This is a genomic window from Novipirellula rosea, from assembly GCF_039541335.1.
Lineage (GTDB): Bacteria > Planctomycetota > Planctomycetia > Pirellulales > Pirellulaceae > Novipirellula > Novipirellula rosea.
This window is the reverse complement of sequence record NZ_BAABGA010000006.1, coordinates 99,371-113,572: the sequence shown is the minus strand read 5'-3', so window position 1 is coordinate 113,572 and position 14,202 is coordinate 99,371. Positions and strand designations below refer to the sequence as shown.

Annotated in this window: 16 protein-coding genes; 2 read left to right on the top strand and 14 right to left on the bottom strand. The window is 50.2% G+C overall.

Annotated elements, in window-relative coordinates:
• Positions 1–207: 207 nt before the first annotated feature.
• On the bottom strand, positions 208–915 hold the full coding sequence (locus tag ABD971_RS01210; RefSeq protein WP_345318632.1) for a hypothetical protein: 708 nt from the start codon (positions 913–915) through the stop codon (positions 208–210).
• 192 nt (positions 916–1,107) lie between these two features.
• Positions 1,108–1,947, bottom strand: coding sequence for a hypothetical protein (locus ABD971_RS01205; RefSeq protein WP_345318630.1), 840 nt, complete (start codon positions 1,945–1,947; stop codon positions 1,108–1,110).
• Between the two features lie 833 nt (positions 1,948–2,780).
• Here ABD971_RS01205 and ABD971_RS01200 point away from each other — a divergent pair.
• A complete protein-coding gene (locus tag ABD971_RS01200; RefSeq protein ID WP_345318628.1) occupies positions 2,781–3,845 on the top strand; it encodes a hypothetical protein in 1,065 nt (354 codons plus the stop codon).
• Between the two features lie 164 nt (positions 3,846–4,009).
• Complete coding sequence (locus ABD971_RS01195) at positions 4,010–5,872, top strand: hypothetical protein (RefSeq protein WP_345318626.1); 1,863 nt, start codon at positions 4,010–4,012, stop codon at positions 5,870–5,872.
• A 628-nt stretch (positions 5,873–6,500) separates the two neighbouring features.
• On the opposite strand, the gene ABD971_RS01190 is transcribed toward ABD971_RS01195, so the two are convergent.
• The 12 genes from ABD971_RS01190 to ABD971_RS01135 all read right to left on the bottom strand — a co-directional run bounded on the left by ABD971_RS01190 (position 6,501) and on the right by ABD971_RS01135 (position 13,789).
• Complete coding sequence (locus tag ABD971_RS01190; RefSeq protein ID WP_345318624.1) at positions 6,501–6,944, bottom strand: hypothetical protein; 444 nt, start codon at positions 6,942–6,944, stop codon at positions 6,501–6,503.
• A gap of 68 nt (positions 6,945–7,012) precedes the next feature.
• Positions 7,013–7,654, bottom strand: coding sequence for a hypothetical protein (locus ABD971_RS01185; protein ID WP_345318622.1), 642 nt, complete (start codon positions 7,652–7,654; stop codon positions 7,013–7,015).
• A gap of 112 nt (positions 7,655–7,766) precedes the next feature.
• Positions 7,767–8,021 (bottom strand): hypothetical protein, encoded by a 255-nt coding sequence (locus ABD971_RS01180; protein ID WP_345318620.1) that lies wholly within the window; start codon positions 8,019–8,021, stop codon positions 7,767–7,769.
• Positions 8,005–8,139 carry a hypothetical protein gene (locus tag ABD971_RS01175; protein WP_345318618.1) on the bottom strand — a complete coding sequence of 45 codons (135 nt, stop codon included), beginning with the start codon at positions 8,137–8,139 and terminating at the stop codon, positions 8,005–8,007. Before ABD971_RS01175 ends, ABD971_RS01180 begins: the two co-directional genes overlap by 17 nt.
• A gap of 3 nt (positions 8,140–8,142) precedes the next feature.
• On the bottom strand, positions 8,143–8,421 hold the full coding sequence (locus ABD971_RS01170) for a hypothetical protein (RefSeq protein ID WP_345318617.1): 279 nt from the start codon (positions 8,419–8,421) through the stop codon (positions 8,143–8,145).
• Positions 8,422–8,498: 77 nt separating this feature from the next.
• Positions 8,499–8,912 (bottom strand): hypothetical protein, encoded by a 414-nt coding sequence (locus ABD971_RS01165; RefSeq protein ID WP_345318615.1) that lies wholly within the window; start codon positions 8,910–8,912, stop codon positions 8,499–8,501.
• 82 nt (positions 8,913–8,994) lie between these two features.
• Positions 8,995–9,420 carry a hypothetical protein gene (locus ABD971_RS01160; RefSeq protein WP_345318613.1) on the bottom strand — a complete coding sequence of 142 codons (426 nt, stop codon included), beginning with the start codon at positions 9,418–9,420 and terminating at the stop codon, positions 8,995–8,997.
• Positions 9,421–9,469: 49 nt separating this feature from the next.
• Positions 9,470–9,874, bottom strand: coding sequence for a hypothetical protein (locus ABD971_RS01155; RefSeq protein WP_345318611.1), 405 nt, complete (start codon positions 9,872–9,874; stop codon positions 9,470–9,472).
• Positions 9,875–9,967: 93 nt separating this feature from the next.
• Entirely contained in the window at positions 9,968–10,903 is a 936-nt protein-coding gene (locus ABD971_RS01150; RefSeq protein ID WP_345318609.1) for a tyrosine-type recombinase/integrase, read from the bottom strand.
• 58 nt (positions 10,904–10,961) lie between these two features.
• Complete coding sequence (locus ABD971_RS01145; protein ID WP_345318607.1) at positions 10,962–11,372, bottom strand: hypothetical protein; 411 nt, start codon at positions 11,370–11,372, stop codon at positions 10,962–10,964.
• Positions 11,373–11,485: 113 nt separating this feature from the next.
• Entirely contained in the window at positions 11,486–12,451 is a 966-nt protein-coding gene (locus ABD971_RS01140; RefSeq protein ID WP_345318605.1) for a Holliday junction DNA helicase RuvB C-terminal domain-containing protein, read from the bottom strand.
• 435 nt (positions 12,452–12,886) lie between these two features.
• Positions 12,887–13,789, bottom strand: coding sequence for an ArdC family protein (locus tag ABD971_RS01135; protein ID WP_345318603.1), 903 nt, complete (start codon positions 13,787–13,789; stop codon positions 12,887–12,889).
• Positions 13,790–14,202: the final 413 nt, after the last annotated feature.

Genomic DNA, 14,202 nt, shown 5'->3' with positions numbered 1-14,202 from the left:
ACCTGTTCTCGTCTGGTGTCAGTGGATCGAAACGGAGGAGAGCACCAGTCAGTGGTTGATCACCAAGCTCGGTCATGTCACGACATCTGACGAAGTTCATGTCGTCGATGCCCCCAGCAGTCAAAAGTCACCGGAATAAATGACATCCCGAATCCGTTAGTTGTCACAGGGCATTATTTTGAGTGCTCGGTGATCATCCTCGCGAGATCAGAATCGGTAAGTCTTCACTTGCTGCGTTCGATCTGGGATGGCTGGTGCGACTCCAATGAAGTGCTTGGGCTCTGCGTCAGCATCCTGCAGATGATAGGGACGCCAGTATGCTATCTCTATCTTTACGTCAGGAAATCGCTCCTTGAGCCAAGGCAGCACGTCATCGGATCTTCGATATGACAAATACTCATTGCCGTAAATCTCAAGAATCCCGTCCCGCACCAAGGCGTCGACGACTTTTTCGCCCTGAGCTTTGTCCGCGATGGACAGCGACACGAGCCAGTGCTCTATCGGTTCGGTTTCCGTTGCGTCAAACTCATAGTGTTCATAACAATGGTAAGTTAGTCGTCCCTCTCCCCGCTTGTACTCGACCACTCGAATTCCTTCCTCAGCTGCGTAGTCATCATGGTCTAACGTGAATTTCAGTTTAATTGTCACGTCAGGGAAACGCAAAGAGAGTTGTTCGGCAATACTTCCGGGGAAGGAACTTAATTGGCCGCCCCACAACACTTCGTTGCCGTCCTCTCCTTCAATTGATCTCCATCGATATCCTATCACGCTGGAGTCAGTTAACTCTTCAAAATAAGTGTATTCGCCATCGTCATCGTCGTTGGCGTGAGTGTGTTCATTGATCAAGCTCTGTATCTGATCGATGGAATATGAAGAGCCAGAAGCACAGATCATACAGTTGAAAAAGTCAGTCATTTTGTTTTGTCCTTTTAAATTGGAGCACTTGTGTCATCGAGAAACGCAATCAACTTATTCGGCCATGATTTGTTTGGATTCGCCGGGCTACTGTCGATATCTAATCCACGCCGATTCTCGCTTGTTTGTTGCATTGTCATACAACTGATTTGGAAATCCGCCGATTGAACCACTATCCCATTGGCTGCACGACTAGTGTTCATCCCCTCTTGAATACAGAGCAAATGAAGCTCGCCTAATAAGTGTCTCGGTGGTAACTTGCACATCAATATGTAGGTCGTGTCCGTCAATCGATGCGCGATAGATGCACCGTTCTTTATCGTGCGGTGCCGAGTAAAACCATGCACTGCCATTTTTTGAGGCGGACTGTCCATCTCTCAGCCGCAGAAACTCTTCAAAGAATTCCAAGGGTAAATAGCAGCCGTGTTCCTCATTCGGCGTTAAATTGATGAATGTCTTTTCACCATTCAAGCCGACGGCTTCAAGTGTTAACTCATCTCGTCTGAGCTCAGCATCTGGATCGTCACCAAGATTCTGACCTGATTCGCGACGTGCTTCCAATCTTTCTTCGCTCGCGATGGATGGTCCACTCGGCGAAAAGCAATCGGGGAAGTCAGTGCGTCCAACGCCTATTGGTTCAGGCTCGGGACCACAACGCTCGAATCCTTCGTCACGTCCATGAAGCAACCGACTTTCTCCAGACTTGAATTCATAGGTCGCAGAACTGCCTGCACATTCATTGGTGAACATCATCTGGAACGTGACTTCGGGAAAACGAACTGACATTTCCTTGACGAATTCTGTTGGTGGCTCCCAGTCCAAAGAACCCGCCCAGATGATGTCGCCTTCGGTTTCCTTGGAACGCCATCGCAATCCCATGCTGCCTTCGAGAAACTTATCGACGATGTTCATGAAGTATGTCACCTCGTCATCGCCTCGATGATGAGCGTTGGAATCCAGAAGGTGTTTGATTCTCGATATATCATGGTCGGGGCCAGTCGCGCGAATCACGCTTTCGCAGTCGTTAAGCATTAGATTTTACTCCCTAGTATGTAGAAAAAGGTTAGCTAAAAATTGCACCAGACAGATTCAGTCATGATGCGTTTCGTCTTCGCGTCAGAGGCTTTGTTGCCGGTCTCAGTGTCGTGTCGATTCCATTGCGACAGTGGGTCATCATTCCCCCCAAAGCGGCACTGGCCGTTCCAACCGTGGAGTCGAATTGCTCAAATGTTTGGTTGAACCGTTTGAAATTCGCTGTCCTGATGAACTGCTCGTTACCGACCACGACTTCAATTCGGAGAGTACCGTTCTGAACAGATTCTGCCCAACTCTTCAGTAGCTTGGTGGCGAACGCTGGATGCAAGGATTTTATGGGGTGCTCCGGACAGACAAATTGAACCACGCATTTGTCCGACGCACCGAACGACGATGTCTGCCGAAAGTGCCTGTTTCGATGGACTTTGAGCCGGTCAAGAATTAATAAAAAAACCTGCGATGGGCGTTGACTTGGTTTTTGATTTCTATTTGTCCGACGATAAGTTCCAACTTTTTTGGCCGCAAAACACGAAGCTAGTCCACGATGAGTCAACTTCTTGACTTTTTGGTTCATCTCGATAAGCTTTTGCTACGACATGAAAGTTGTCGTGCATCGAGTTCTCTATTGAGCAAACTTGAACGCCTTACGTGTTCCCCACCTGCTCCCGATGTACCTCATGTCGGTCCAGACTCTGTTGAGCGATTGCCTTGCAATCGACCGCTGATGGTCTGGTTTCATCTCGGCTCGCTAGAGCCATTCAAATCCCGTTTGCGATCACAGTGCGTTGCTGCGCTGTTGGTTCGCCGACAAGAGCAGGTGAGGTAAGAAAATGCCGCAAGTTCATTCATTGAAAACAAGAAGCAACGATAAAGCGTTAAATCGCTATGAGGCACTGCGTCTTCAACTCGCAGAGATTGCTATCCAGTTTTTTGAGGCTGCACGGCATTCTCCCGGCGTTCATTTCCAGCTTCTTCAAGCAGACCACAACATGGGAAGTGATGGGTGGTCTCGAGAACTTGACGAATGGCACGAGTTTTTGGATGTCTATCCGGCGACATGGGCCAGCAGTAATTGGACTCATGATGACCTTGTTTACATGGAAGGACAAACCTCACAATTTTGTGGACTCTACAAAAGTGTTTCTGGGAACCTTCTGTCAGCGATCCCCGAATTCAAGCGGTTGTCTGAGCGCGCAAATTCCGTTCTTCTAGCACTTAAACAGGAAGCAGATCGACATCCAAAGCTCGGTCGCTTCGCCAGCTTCGGTCAGCTGTGTCCGGGCAACCGGGGATGGCTTGATTCCGTCATAAAAACGGCGGCACTGAATCGAAACGCGTATGTCGATGTTAAGCCCCGCATATTCGGTGTGCCTGATGATTTGCCGTCTGTAATCAGGGCGATGGGTTCCAGGAAAGCGGAGGCGGCTTTGGATCGCGGGCTTGCCCCACCATGCGGCGTCGTTACCTTCGAAATTTCCCCGGACGTGTTTACGGCGAGCGGGAACGCGATTCGCCTGTGGCTGCACGGTGGGATTGCGGAGAACGTATTCTCGCCGACGTACGACTTTGAACCGATTTGCATTCCTTGCTCTGGTAGCTCCGATGAGGCGACTGAGGTGTTTAGAACTTTCAGAACGCCGCTACCATCGATTCCTTGCAGTTCAAAACCTCGGCGACCCAAGAAACGAGGCCGGACAGGGCTAAGCGAGCAAGAGCGAAAAGAGGACAGGCGAGTCTTGGAAAGCTGGATGACAGAGGAATACAAGACGTATGTGGAGTTGGCTTCGACTATTGGGTGCAGACCGAACGAGGTTAAAAAAAGAATCGAACGCGAACAGAAAAGACGGCAAAGAGCGAGGCTAGACGCAGCAACGCTTAGCGACCGAAGATGCTGATCGCAGCTTACTCAGACTGAGTGAGCTGGCTCGTGGTTGTTTACCCATTGCATTTCGATCATTTTTGTTCCCGAATTGCACCCAAAAGTTTCGGCCCAGAAAAAAGCACTTCCAAATCAGAAAATGTTGTTCTGAGAATTTGTTCGCGTTTACTAAGTTATTGCATGGCTGCTAATTCAAAACCGTTTGGTGTTCTACGGTCGTGCCTTGCCGCGTCGGAAACGGCCGAGCTTGTGGCTGAGGGAAGTGTTTTCTGTTTCTCTGGAACCGAATACAAGACATTTCGCTCTCACTTTATGTCGTCAGCAGCAGCGGAGAGATCAGGCTTCTGTTCAAGTTCGAAATGGAAAAGATCTGGTCGCGAGCCTTTGCCCATCGAAAAATCTGTGCTTTGTGTTGCCAAGGCTTGGACAACTTTCAGTCCAAAAGATGACGAGTTGATTCTTGGATATAGCCAAATGAACAATTATTTGGTCACGAGCCCGAAATATTTTAAGGACGCTGGGTCGATGGGCTGCTGGCCCGTGTTCAGTTCTTCCGAAACACAACCCATCCAAAAAAACGACACGAACGGTTCAGACACGTCAGAGGTAGAGAATGTCGGTTGTTTTGCGTTCCAAAAGTCACCGAACAACAACCAGAGTTCGAAGATCACAACCCAAAAACAAGAACTTAACTCTTCATCAATATTAAATAGTTCTAATTCAATTACTTCATTCATAATTACTCCCTCGTATGATGGTGGAACCGACACAGAAAAAGACGTTAAGTCGTTGCAGCAGAACAACATAAGTCACATTGAACCGCGTTCACAGTTAATAACATCCCAGAAACAAACTGATCTGCCAGCAAAGGGTAGTCGTCGCGACATTCAAGTCTATTTCCCAGAAGGCTTTGACTGGAGTAGCTACCCGGAACTTGCCCCTTATCGATCTTCTGTCCTCTGGTTTGCCCACAACTTGCATGAACGCCGATTTGTAAATGCAGATGGGCGCGTTTACGGCCCTGATGACTACATCACCATGAAGTCAGAATTTGCCCGTAAGATCGACCCAAACTTTCGACATGCCATCAAGCTTCTCTTGGGCTTGGACATCATTCAGCGAGACTTTTACGATCCGGGTACTAAGAGCTACGGATATCGTTTCGTTGATCCCCGATTGAGACATGCGACTCGAAGGAGAATTCCCCTCGATGACAAAAAACTGGCTCGACGAATTGATCAACATAGAAAGAAGCAGGCATCAACGCGGACTGACCGTTGGCTTCGGTCAAATCTCCTGAAAATTGGATTGGCTGAGATCGATGAGGAGTTCTTACAGCAAGTGGCTCTGTCTTCGGTCTCAGAGCATGGAGGACGGTCGCAGGACAAGCTCGATTGCTACCGATATGTTTTGGATCGCATCGACAGGAAAGAGCATCTGTGGACTCCAGATGATCAAGGTCGTCGGTACAGTCTTGTCACCAATCTCAAGCGTGAACTGAGGTCGCTTTTGCTTGTCGATGGGAAACGCCTACAGCAAATTGATATCGCCAACTCTCAGTTGACATTCTTAGCGCTGAAGATGCGGAGCGAAGGGGTGGAGTGTTCGGAGTTTCTGAAATATTGCGAACGGGGACGGCTTTATGAACATGTCGCCAAACATTCAAAAAGCACGCGTGCAGCGGTGAAGAAGGCGATCACACAGCGTGCATTGTTCTCGACAAATGATGCCGCTTGTCAGAAAAGCAAAATCAAGAAGACATTCGACCGACTCTTTCCCGAAGTCGCGGCGTATTTGGAGCGGGTTAAGTCCGTAAAGGACGGCAACAGCAAACTCGCCAAGGCATTGCAGTTTGCAGAAGCGGACCTGATTGTTGGCCGGGTTTGCGGCAGGCTACGGCGTGAAGGTCAAGTTGACTTTGTTTCGCCGATCCATGACTGTTTGGTGTTTCTGCCAAAAGACGCCGATCATGTGAAATCCGTAATGGCCGACGAATTTGCAAAGCTTGGCCTCCAGCCGCTACTAGAGGTCAAAACGCTTTGAAATGATGGCGATTGGGTTCGACCGGAAACGTGGATGCTCCGTCCGATTGACGCATACCAAAGTGGAATTGCCAGTCATTTTTCGCCATCGGCTACGTTCGAACATCATGACGACTCCTGATTGACGACTCCTGATTTCGGCCCAATCGCCTTCACTGATGTCTGGCGGCTTCTTATCGCCAAATTGCTGAAAGTAGGCTGTGCTGAGACTGTCGGCCCCGTAACCGCAATTCCAGCAAACACAGATCCTTGAGGGTTGTCGTGCCCCGCAAGCGGGACACTGAAACTGCCAACTCGCCGGTGGCCTGAATGCGGTTTTCGGTTCTCGGATTCCTGTTTCTCTCGTGATTTTTGGATCTGAGTTCAATGGCCAAGGCAGACTGTCGAAGTATGGATCGCCACCTGTTTCTCGATACGCGCGATATTGAGAGCTTCTGCCGAATAGCAGTCCCATTCCAAAATTTGTAGCGGCCCACGCGAATCCACCGAATATCAGCACCGTGAGCACGGTACTGATGGCCATTTCCCAAGGCTTCCAGAAACTCGTGTTCGTCATAGAGTTCCATGCCCATGCCATCGTCATGTAAATGACAAACACGATCACGGTTGCTCGGATGAAAATCGTGAACTTACTGGTTCTCATTTTCGTCCTCCAATCCCCACTCAACGGCAGGGTCATCTGGTTTACCATTTAATGCAAGTTTCAATTCCTTGATGAAGCCCCAATGAATTATGGGCAACACCAAACATTCTGCTGGTCCGTTTCCGAACTCTTCTGATCTAATGCTCAAGATCGATGCCCGGTGCAGGTATTCTGCAATTTCCTTTGGTGAAACACTGCCATAAACTTCGATTTCAACAGGGACAACAAAACGCCGCCGTCGAAGCTGGCCATAATGTTCCCGCAAAATGTCCTGCATGTCAGCGCAGGCGTCTGACGGGTGCCAATACTTTCTGGCTTGATCAAAGTCGTCAACGAATGACTCGCCATCCCACATCAAATTGTTCCGCACATTGAGGATAAAAAATCGAACCGATGGGTGCTCACCCACCGCTTGCGCTCTCAAAATCATGTTTGTTCCTTGTTGTTTCTGAATTGAATTGAGTTCTCTAAAACGACTTAAGCGAGTGACAGTTTTTTCTAGCCGGGATTTTCAGGGGCCTGCTTTTTCCCCAATCGATTTCGGCGTTTTTCACCCGGCGTGATTTTTCGAGGCCCGCAACTTTTGCAGCGCCAAGCTGCACGATGAAAAACATCGTGGTGTATAAAAGAAACTTTGCGACGTAGTTGCTGGGGAGGGTGCTCTGGTGGTAGCGCCCGGCGTAATCGATGAATAATTGTTTTGTTTTCAATTTTGTTACACGCTCGCCTTTGCCAAAATAAGTCTGATGCGATCACTTGATCGATCATGATTCGACTTCCACTTTGAATGGCAACAAGTGGCAACAAGTGGCAACCGAACGGGCAAACCCATGCGTCCCAGCCACCATTGGTGCAAGTGGCAAGTTCGCTGCTCCAGTTCCAGATGTCGCTGGCCAGCTTTTGGTAGCCTCGTGATTCACCCTGTCGTTTGGCCCGTGCGATTGCTCGCTCGTACTTCTTTAGATCGAGATCCGTTGTCACTCGATCCTCCCGCCAATCGCTGGCGATCCAATCGGCCCAGACCGTTTGTAACCAGATCGCACTTTCGATGTCGCCGTTGTTGGCTGCTTCAGCTTTGAGTTGATGTTGCTCTTCGACCGCTGTGTATGCTTCATTCATGTGTGACCATGACCATGCCATTGTTCTTCTCCGCTTGAGTGATGTGGTTGACTAAAACCAACAAGCGGGTGTTAGTCGGCGCATGGAGAAAGGGACCACCGAGCTTGTCGATGGCCCCTTTGTTTGGTGTGAATCACTCTGGCTTAAAGCTGAAGTAGAATCTCGGAGAGTGAGTAAACATCAGCGAACCACGTTCACCTGTGTCACGTTTGCTAACAATAATGAACGGGGCCATGAATCCGAGAGCTTCGAACTCTTCCTGCATCTCGGAAGTGGTCCAGACTTTGCCGTGCTTGGCTTCAAGCTCTGCCTTTGTGTTGTCCGCTGAATTCAGTTCAGCGACTAATTGTTTGCGAATTGATTCAGTTGCGTCAGTTGTGCCAGCCATTGTCGGCTCCTTGAAAAGTGGAAATGTTTGTTATGCTCTTCAAGCGGGTGTTAAACGTGGTGTTCGTGAAAACAACCGTGTACAGCGTGTCGAATACGCTGGTTTCAATTGGGTTCATCGATCAATACTCCTCTGGAAGCAGGCAGCAAGTGCTCGACCTGTCGGCTTCTGTGATGACCCAAAGTTTTTCCATTTCACTGATCTTGTAGGACGACAAGATTCGTTCGCGATTCCAGATGCCTTCGTCGTTTGCCTCTTTATCTTCAGCACAAAGATCACCGAAATCGCCAGTGACATGCCGTTGCAAAAATTGCATCGGGGTCATTGAGTGACGTTCCAAGAGTTCCAATGCACCGGGGGTGGCAACAACCTGACCGAGTTCAAAAAGTCGTTTGCTCATGACGTTCTCCGTTGTGTGTGTTGAAGAAAGAGCCAAGGAGATTGCCCTTGGCTCTGGTGTTGATTCACAAGCGGGTGTTAGCCGTAAACGGCGATCATGGCTGACTTCACTCGATCCCAGTCACGTTCATCGCAGTCCTCACGAACAAGTGGCGTGACGTAGGCGGATTGAATTACATCAGGATCTCGGCTGGTGAAGCTGATCGCTGATGCCCAACCGAAGCCGCAGCAGGATGCTCCGATGCTTCCCGGCGTTTCGGTGTCTTCAGCCTGCATACCACAGCGTTCGATGAATTCATCAAACTGTTCACGATTCAGAATTGCTGCCCATTTGCGATGAGAACCGTTTTCCCAACGGCCTTCCAAGTAGCCGTACTCGTATTGGTCGTCGTCCTCGGTTTGATCCCAAATCTCCTCGACTTTCGGTGGAGCGTAAAGATCGATGTTTTCGTCTTCAGGACAATCGACGGAATAAATGATTGAGAACTGCATGTGACACCTCGCTTCTGGATCGGTGAGAGCCAGTCTTGTCGGCTCTGATGATTCACAAGCGGGTGTCAATGGTCTTTAACAATCAGACGATGATCGCTTGTGATCGTAGTTTCTCGCGTTTGCGTTCGTGATGTTCAATCACTTGCCTTCGCCAGTCGGCATTGCCGCCATGTTCATCGATTGGCACCAGTTCCAGATACTTCAAGGGACACGAGTAATAGTACGGCCCCATCGATTCATCCATATCCTTGTATCCCCATCCAGAATCACGGCGATACTGAATCAAATCGCAAGTGATCCATCGTTGTCGCGGTTCAACATCTTCGCCATCCCTGATGAATCGACGTTGCCACACCGCCCAAAGAACCCCTGAAAATCCACCGCCACGAAAGCAGTTTGCCAAGCACTCGGACTGAACGATTGTTTCACCCGATTGCCGCTCCCATGACTCGGTGCGTTCAGCGATTAGTTCCTTGCGAGTGATGTCTTGCCTAAAAAACCAGCCCATCTTTGTTCTCTCTTTTGAGTGAGTTTGTTTGATGACAATCAAGCGGGTGTTAATCCGCATCGACGTGCTCAAACTCGGTGGGGAGAACGCCTTCATCGGGAAGGCCATCGCCGTGATAGCGGCATGGGAAAGGGATCTCGGCACACTCTTGGCCGTAAGCCATAAGATGATCGAGATCGAGCACTTGCCCACTTGGACCGTAGTGGCGATCATCTTCGGGATAGTCGCCAAGGTCGTTCTCTTCAACGATGATCAAGTGGCCATATTTTGCGTTGTCGGCTAATTCATCGATTGCGTCTGACATGCTGTTGGCTTCGACGATCAGGTACAGCGATGAATAGCTGCCCCCGATTTCGATCAGCCACGTTTTGCCAAACCAGTCTCCCGGATTCAGGACCGGGATGTCGGTCAGGTCGTGGCCATGCAAATTACCGTTTGCCTTGATCTCGCTCATTGCTTGCTCCATGCCAAAAGTTGTATTGGGTTTGATGCCAAGCAAGCGGGTGTCAGAGCGGGATCGCGTCGTATTCGGCAGATTCACCTACGTTCAATAGCTCAAGTTGTCGGACGCTTCACCAAGCTGATGTTGTGTTCGCAAAGTGTACCGGCTGGTCGTGTTCAGATTCTCGTGTCCCAATATCTGAGCCAGACTCACCAGATCATTGTTGTTGTCGGCCAAAAACTGATGACTGAATGTGTGCCGCAAAAGATGCGGGTGAATCTTGAAGACGCAAAACGCCGAATACTTGTCGCAAAGATTGCGGACGCCACGGGCAGTCAGTGGGCCGCGCTCACCAACGAACACTCGGTCTGAATCGATTGGTGGCCGAATATCCAAGTAGGTGTGAAGTGTTTGCCGAGCAGGCAAAGGCAATGGAACAGACCGTTGCTTGTTTCCTTTGCCCTGACGGAAAATTGCCGTGCCACTTCTCACCCCGATCATCAGATCGTTGAGTTCCAGTCCCACCAAGTCACCAACTCGACAGCCAGTAAACAGGAAAAGATTGAAGATCGCTTGGGCGCGAATGTCAGGCCGCAGTTCGACCTCTCGCAACAGCTTTCTGACTTGGCCTCGTTCCAGCCCTTTTGGAGCTAGTTCTTGCTTCCGCAATTGCTTCACAGCTTTGGCAGGATTCGCTGGAACGTGTCCGTTTTCCGCGAGCCAACCGAAGTAACGGCGGAGCGTCACTAAGCATCGGTTTACGGTGGCGGTGGCCTGCCCAAGATCCCGGCGGAGATATTCCCGGCAATCGGCAATGTCGCGGGAAGTGACTCGTTCAAATTTGAGCCGCTCGCGATTGACATCAGTGAACCACTTGGCGAATTTTCGCAGGTCATTGCCAAACGCTTTAAGTGATTCGGCGGCGTAGTCGGTTGACTCGATGAATTGGTTGGCGAGAGGGATCACTTCGTTGCCGACCGGGATTCCCTCAAAAACATTATCGCCCCAATTCTTGCGGGCTTCTGGACTAGAATTGGACATGAATTGGACTCCGATGGGGTGAAATTGGGCGGATATGCTGTGTTATTGGCCGAGGTTATCAGCCGTGTTCTTGACGTTTGATGTGCAGGAACACGGCTCGGATGACTTCAGCCGATTCCAAATTTTGGATTCCATCAGGGAAGACTTGATGGACTGCTGCCTCAACTTGAGCAGCAGTCGCGGAAACGCCGAGCGCATCAAGACCATCGATCACTTCCGGGTGCTTGCTGGTCTGCTTCGGTTTGGCTTTGGCTTTTCTCACCGGCCTTTCCTGCTGACCAAGCGGGTGTCTTGGCGAGTAAAACAAGACCGGCTTGCCATCGATGCCACAATTTCGACGACGAACATCCAGACAAATCTGTTGAAGCTCTCCGTCGTAAAACGGTCGGTTCGTTTCGGGATCTCGCATAGGTTCTGGGAAGGTTATGCCCTTTAATTGATGAAATCTTTGGCGACTGAGGCCGACCATCCGGGCCATTTCTGAGATGCTGACGGCGACTTTTATTGGTTTGTTCATGATTGTTGGCTCATTGAATTGGACGCCTCACAAGCGGGTGTTATGCGACGAGAATTGGACAGCAATTAGTTCGCAATTGAACGACAACTGGCCAGATATTCCCGGCCTTCAGCGGTCAAAAGACGCTTTCCCTGATCGTCTTTGCTCAGAAGTTGAGCACGAATTAAGAAGGGTTCAACAACCTGAGATACTGTGCGTGCAGGCAGTCCCAAGATCGAGGCGATTACGTTCAATCGGGAATTTCCGTCGCCGATGATCTGGACATATTTCTGCTCGGTTGGACCAAGGCCCAGATCGCCTTGCAGTTGTTCCAGTTGGCAAGCTCGTTTCAGGTGATGGCCAGTGATTGTTGTCTCGCCTTGACTGCGTGCGACGCGGCGACAACTTTGCAATAGGCGTAGCGCCAATCGAGGTGTTCCCCGTGATCGACTTGCAATCTGAGACAATAATTCTTCGTGAGTGTTCCAGCAAAGAAATCGAGTTCGCTGAAGAAGAACGGTTGTCAGTTCCTCGACGGTGTAGAACTCGAACCGCAGAACCAATCGGCACCGATCACGCAGCGGTTGAAGCAATCCGTATTCGTCCGTCGTACTGAGTAGAAGCGTAAAGTCAGCAAGCGGGATCGTTTGTGGTGACTTTCCATTCTTGGAACTCAGGACGAGGCATCGTTTATCAAGTGCGAGATACAAAGCGGTTTGCATCTGTTTTGGCAACTCATGGCATTCATCGATGTGGATGATGTCCTTGTCTTGGGAAGCGAGCAGCAGAGCATTTAGGTCCGATGGGTGACTGATTGTTTGGCCAAGGACTTCGTGGAAGTTCGTTGCCATTTCCAGTGCGATGACTGAGGCCAGTTGTGACTTGCCCAATCCCGGACTGCCTACCAACATTGAGTGATCAAGTCGGCGGTTGTCGATCTGGCAAGCATCCAGTGCGACGGATACTTGATCGATGACGCCACGTTGTCCAATTAGGTGCGACAACGAGGATGGCGAAACATCGTTGACTTCATTTGCGGGTTGTTGATTCACAGTAGTCTCCGTTTGGTGATGTTGTTGTTGATGAATGACAAGCGGGTGTCACTCGGTGTTCATCCCATGAAAGACATGGAAAGCAACCAGAGCCATCACGTCCCGCGTTGGGCAATCGCTCTCCATCAATCGCCGCCATGCTGAACCGGTGGGCATCAGTTGACTCCATTACAGGTTGGAAATAGAAAACTTGAAAGCACCGAGCGGGTCACTCCGCAGTGATCCTCTGCAACTTCAAGCCCCGTTTATGCACGAGTTTGCCATCGCTCACTGGCCAGAGCTTTTGCGATGGTGCTCGTTGCGTTGCGGTTGTCGAAGCTGAGGAGGCAGATCGATCACGTTTGGAGTGCCCTCACTCGGTCGTCCCGATCAGGAACAATTCACCAAGCGGGTGTTACAGAGAGCGGACGGTCATTGCCGCAATCGCGATGTTGATTAGGTGAGGAGTGGTTCAGCCTTGTCTTCAGTGGTGCGACTAAAAGACAGGAGAAAATCCGATGCTTTGCTCGCCTGTGCGGAAGCCTTAAAAATAAATTTCGAATCTTCGGCCATGGCCGACAACCAAGACTTCAGGTAAGCGGCGTGGTTTTCTAGGTTGTCCGTTGTGGGCAATCCAAGTTCACCCATTAAGAAGCAGCTTCCCATTTCAGCCACCAGTTCGCCAAAGCTGTAACTGTTTTCTGGCTTTGTTCGGTCGAACCCGGTCCTCGATTCGGCGAAATGACATAGCTCGTGGAAGCACGTTTCAAAGAACGCTTCAGGCGTTTCAAATTGGTGCCTGAATGGCATCGAAATGGTGTCATCGCTCGGGCTGTAGAACGCTCTGTTGCCGCCATAGTTGATGGTTGCTCCAGTGGCATCAATGACATCGTCGGCGTGCTGATAGCGGGGAGCGGTGTCATTGTCGGGCTTTGTGTGGCCGACACGAAACTCATCGAGTCCCGTGGTTTGTTCGCAGTTGAAAACGGCGAACTCCCGCATCACCATAAAGTTGTCATCAGTATCTTTGCCGTGCTCGTCAACACGAGTTCGTTTGATCGGTTTCCAGAGGACAATCTTTGTGGATTTCTGGCCTTTGCGAACGCAAGAACCGGCATGTTTTATCTGGTTGAAAGTCCCCCACCACCTCGATTTAAAGCCCTGTTTCATCGCGGAACACTGGAGAATCAGAGTGTTTATTCCAGCGTAACGGCGTCCGGTTGAGAGGCTTGTTGGGAGACCAGAGTTTGGATCATCACACCATGGTTTTCGCCATGGCGGCAGTGAGTCTGGATTGTTTTGCAGGGCGTCGATGATTGCGTTAGTAATGTCGTGGCGAATGTCGGTTTGGTTTCGCATGGCGGCTGCTCCTCAAGTTTGAAAGTTGAACAGGCAGCAAGCGGGTGTTAATCGCAGTCGGCGCGTAACCTCACAGCAACCCAAACCAACCAACCGACCGACCAGCTCAGACACATTGCAGGGCTACAGCGCTATGCCTGCGCATTCGCATTTCCCGCCCTTATCGCCTTGCTTTGCTCCGTTTTTGGCACTGCCCTCTGTGGCACGGTGGATTGACCTCATTTCGGCAGTATCCCCGCCAAATCATTGGTATCTGGCCAACTGAGTCTCAGGTGGTTGCAGATCACGCCCAAGAGTGGTACAAAAGGATTTGTTGTTTTCACAAACAGGATGGTGCAATGCCCCGCAAAAAGATTCTCGTCCAATGGATCGGTCATTCCGACCTGCGATCGCTGGCTGCGAATAGCTCGCAG

Coding starts and splice junctions, on each gene's coding strand:
- ABD971_RS01205 (WP_345318630.1), bottom strand. CDS start 1,947: ATGCTTAACGACTGCGAAAGCGTGATTCGCGCGACTGGCCCCGACCAT.
- ABD971_RS01160 (WP_345318613.1), bottom strand. CDS start 9,420: ATGGGCTGGTTTTTTAGGCAAGACATCACTCGCAAGGAACTAATCGCT.
- ABD971_RS01200 (WP_345318628.1), top strand. CDS start 2,781: ATGCCGCAAGTTCATTCATTGAAAACAAGAAGCAACGATAAAGCGTTA.
- ABD971_RS01180 (WP_345318620.1), bottom strand. CDS start 8,021: ATGGCTGGCACAACTGACGCAACTGAATCAATTCGCAAACAATTAGTC.
- ABD971_RS01165 (WP_345318615.1), bottom strand. CDS start 8,912: ATGCAGTTCTCAATCATTTATTCCGTCGATTGTCCTGAAGACGAAAAC.
- ABD971_RS01145 (WP_345318607.1), bottom strand. CDS start 11,372: ATGGTCGGCCTCAGTCGCCAAAGATTTCATCAATTAAAGGGCATAACC.
- ABD971_RS01190 (WP_345318624.1), bottom strand. CDS start 6,944: ATGATTTTGAGAGCGCAAGCGGTGGGTGAGCACCCATCGGTTCGATTT.
- ABD971_RS01155 (WP_345318611.1), bottom strand. CDS start 9,874: ATGAGCGAGATCAAGGCAAACGGTAATTTGCATGGCCACGACCTGACC.
- ABD971_RS01135 (WP_345318603.1), bottom strand. CDS start 13,789: ATGCGAAACCAAACCGACATTCGCCACGACATTACTAACGCAATCATC.
- ABD971_RS01185 (WP_345318622.1), bottom strand. CDS start 7,654: ATGGCATGGTCATGGTCACACATGAATGAAGCATACACAGCGGTCGAA.
- ABD971_RS01195 (WP_345318626.1), top strand. CDS start 4,010: ATGGCTGCTAATTCAAAACCGTTTGGTGTTCTACGGTCGTGCCTTGCC.
- ABD971_RS01210 (WP_345318632.1), bottom strand. CDS start 915: ATGACTGACTTTTTCAACTGTATGATCTGTGCTTCTGGCTCTTCATAT.
- ABD971_RS01170 (WP_345318617.1), bottom strand. CDS start 8,421: ATGAGCAAACGACTTTTTGAACTCGGTCAGGTTGTTGCCACCCCCGGT.
- ABD971_RS01175 (WP_345318618.1), bottom strand. CDS start 8,139: ATGAACCCAATTGAAACCAGCGTATTCGACACGCTGTACACGGTTGTT.
- ABD971_RS01150 (WP_345318609.1), bottom strand. CDS start 10,903: ATGTCCAATTCTAGTCCAGAAGCCCGCAAGAATTGGGGCGATAATGTT.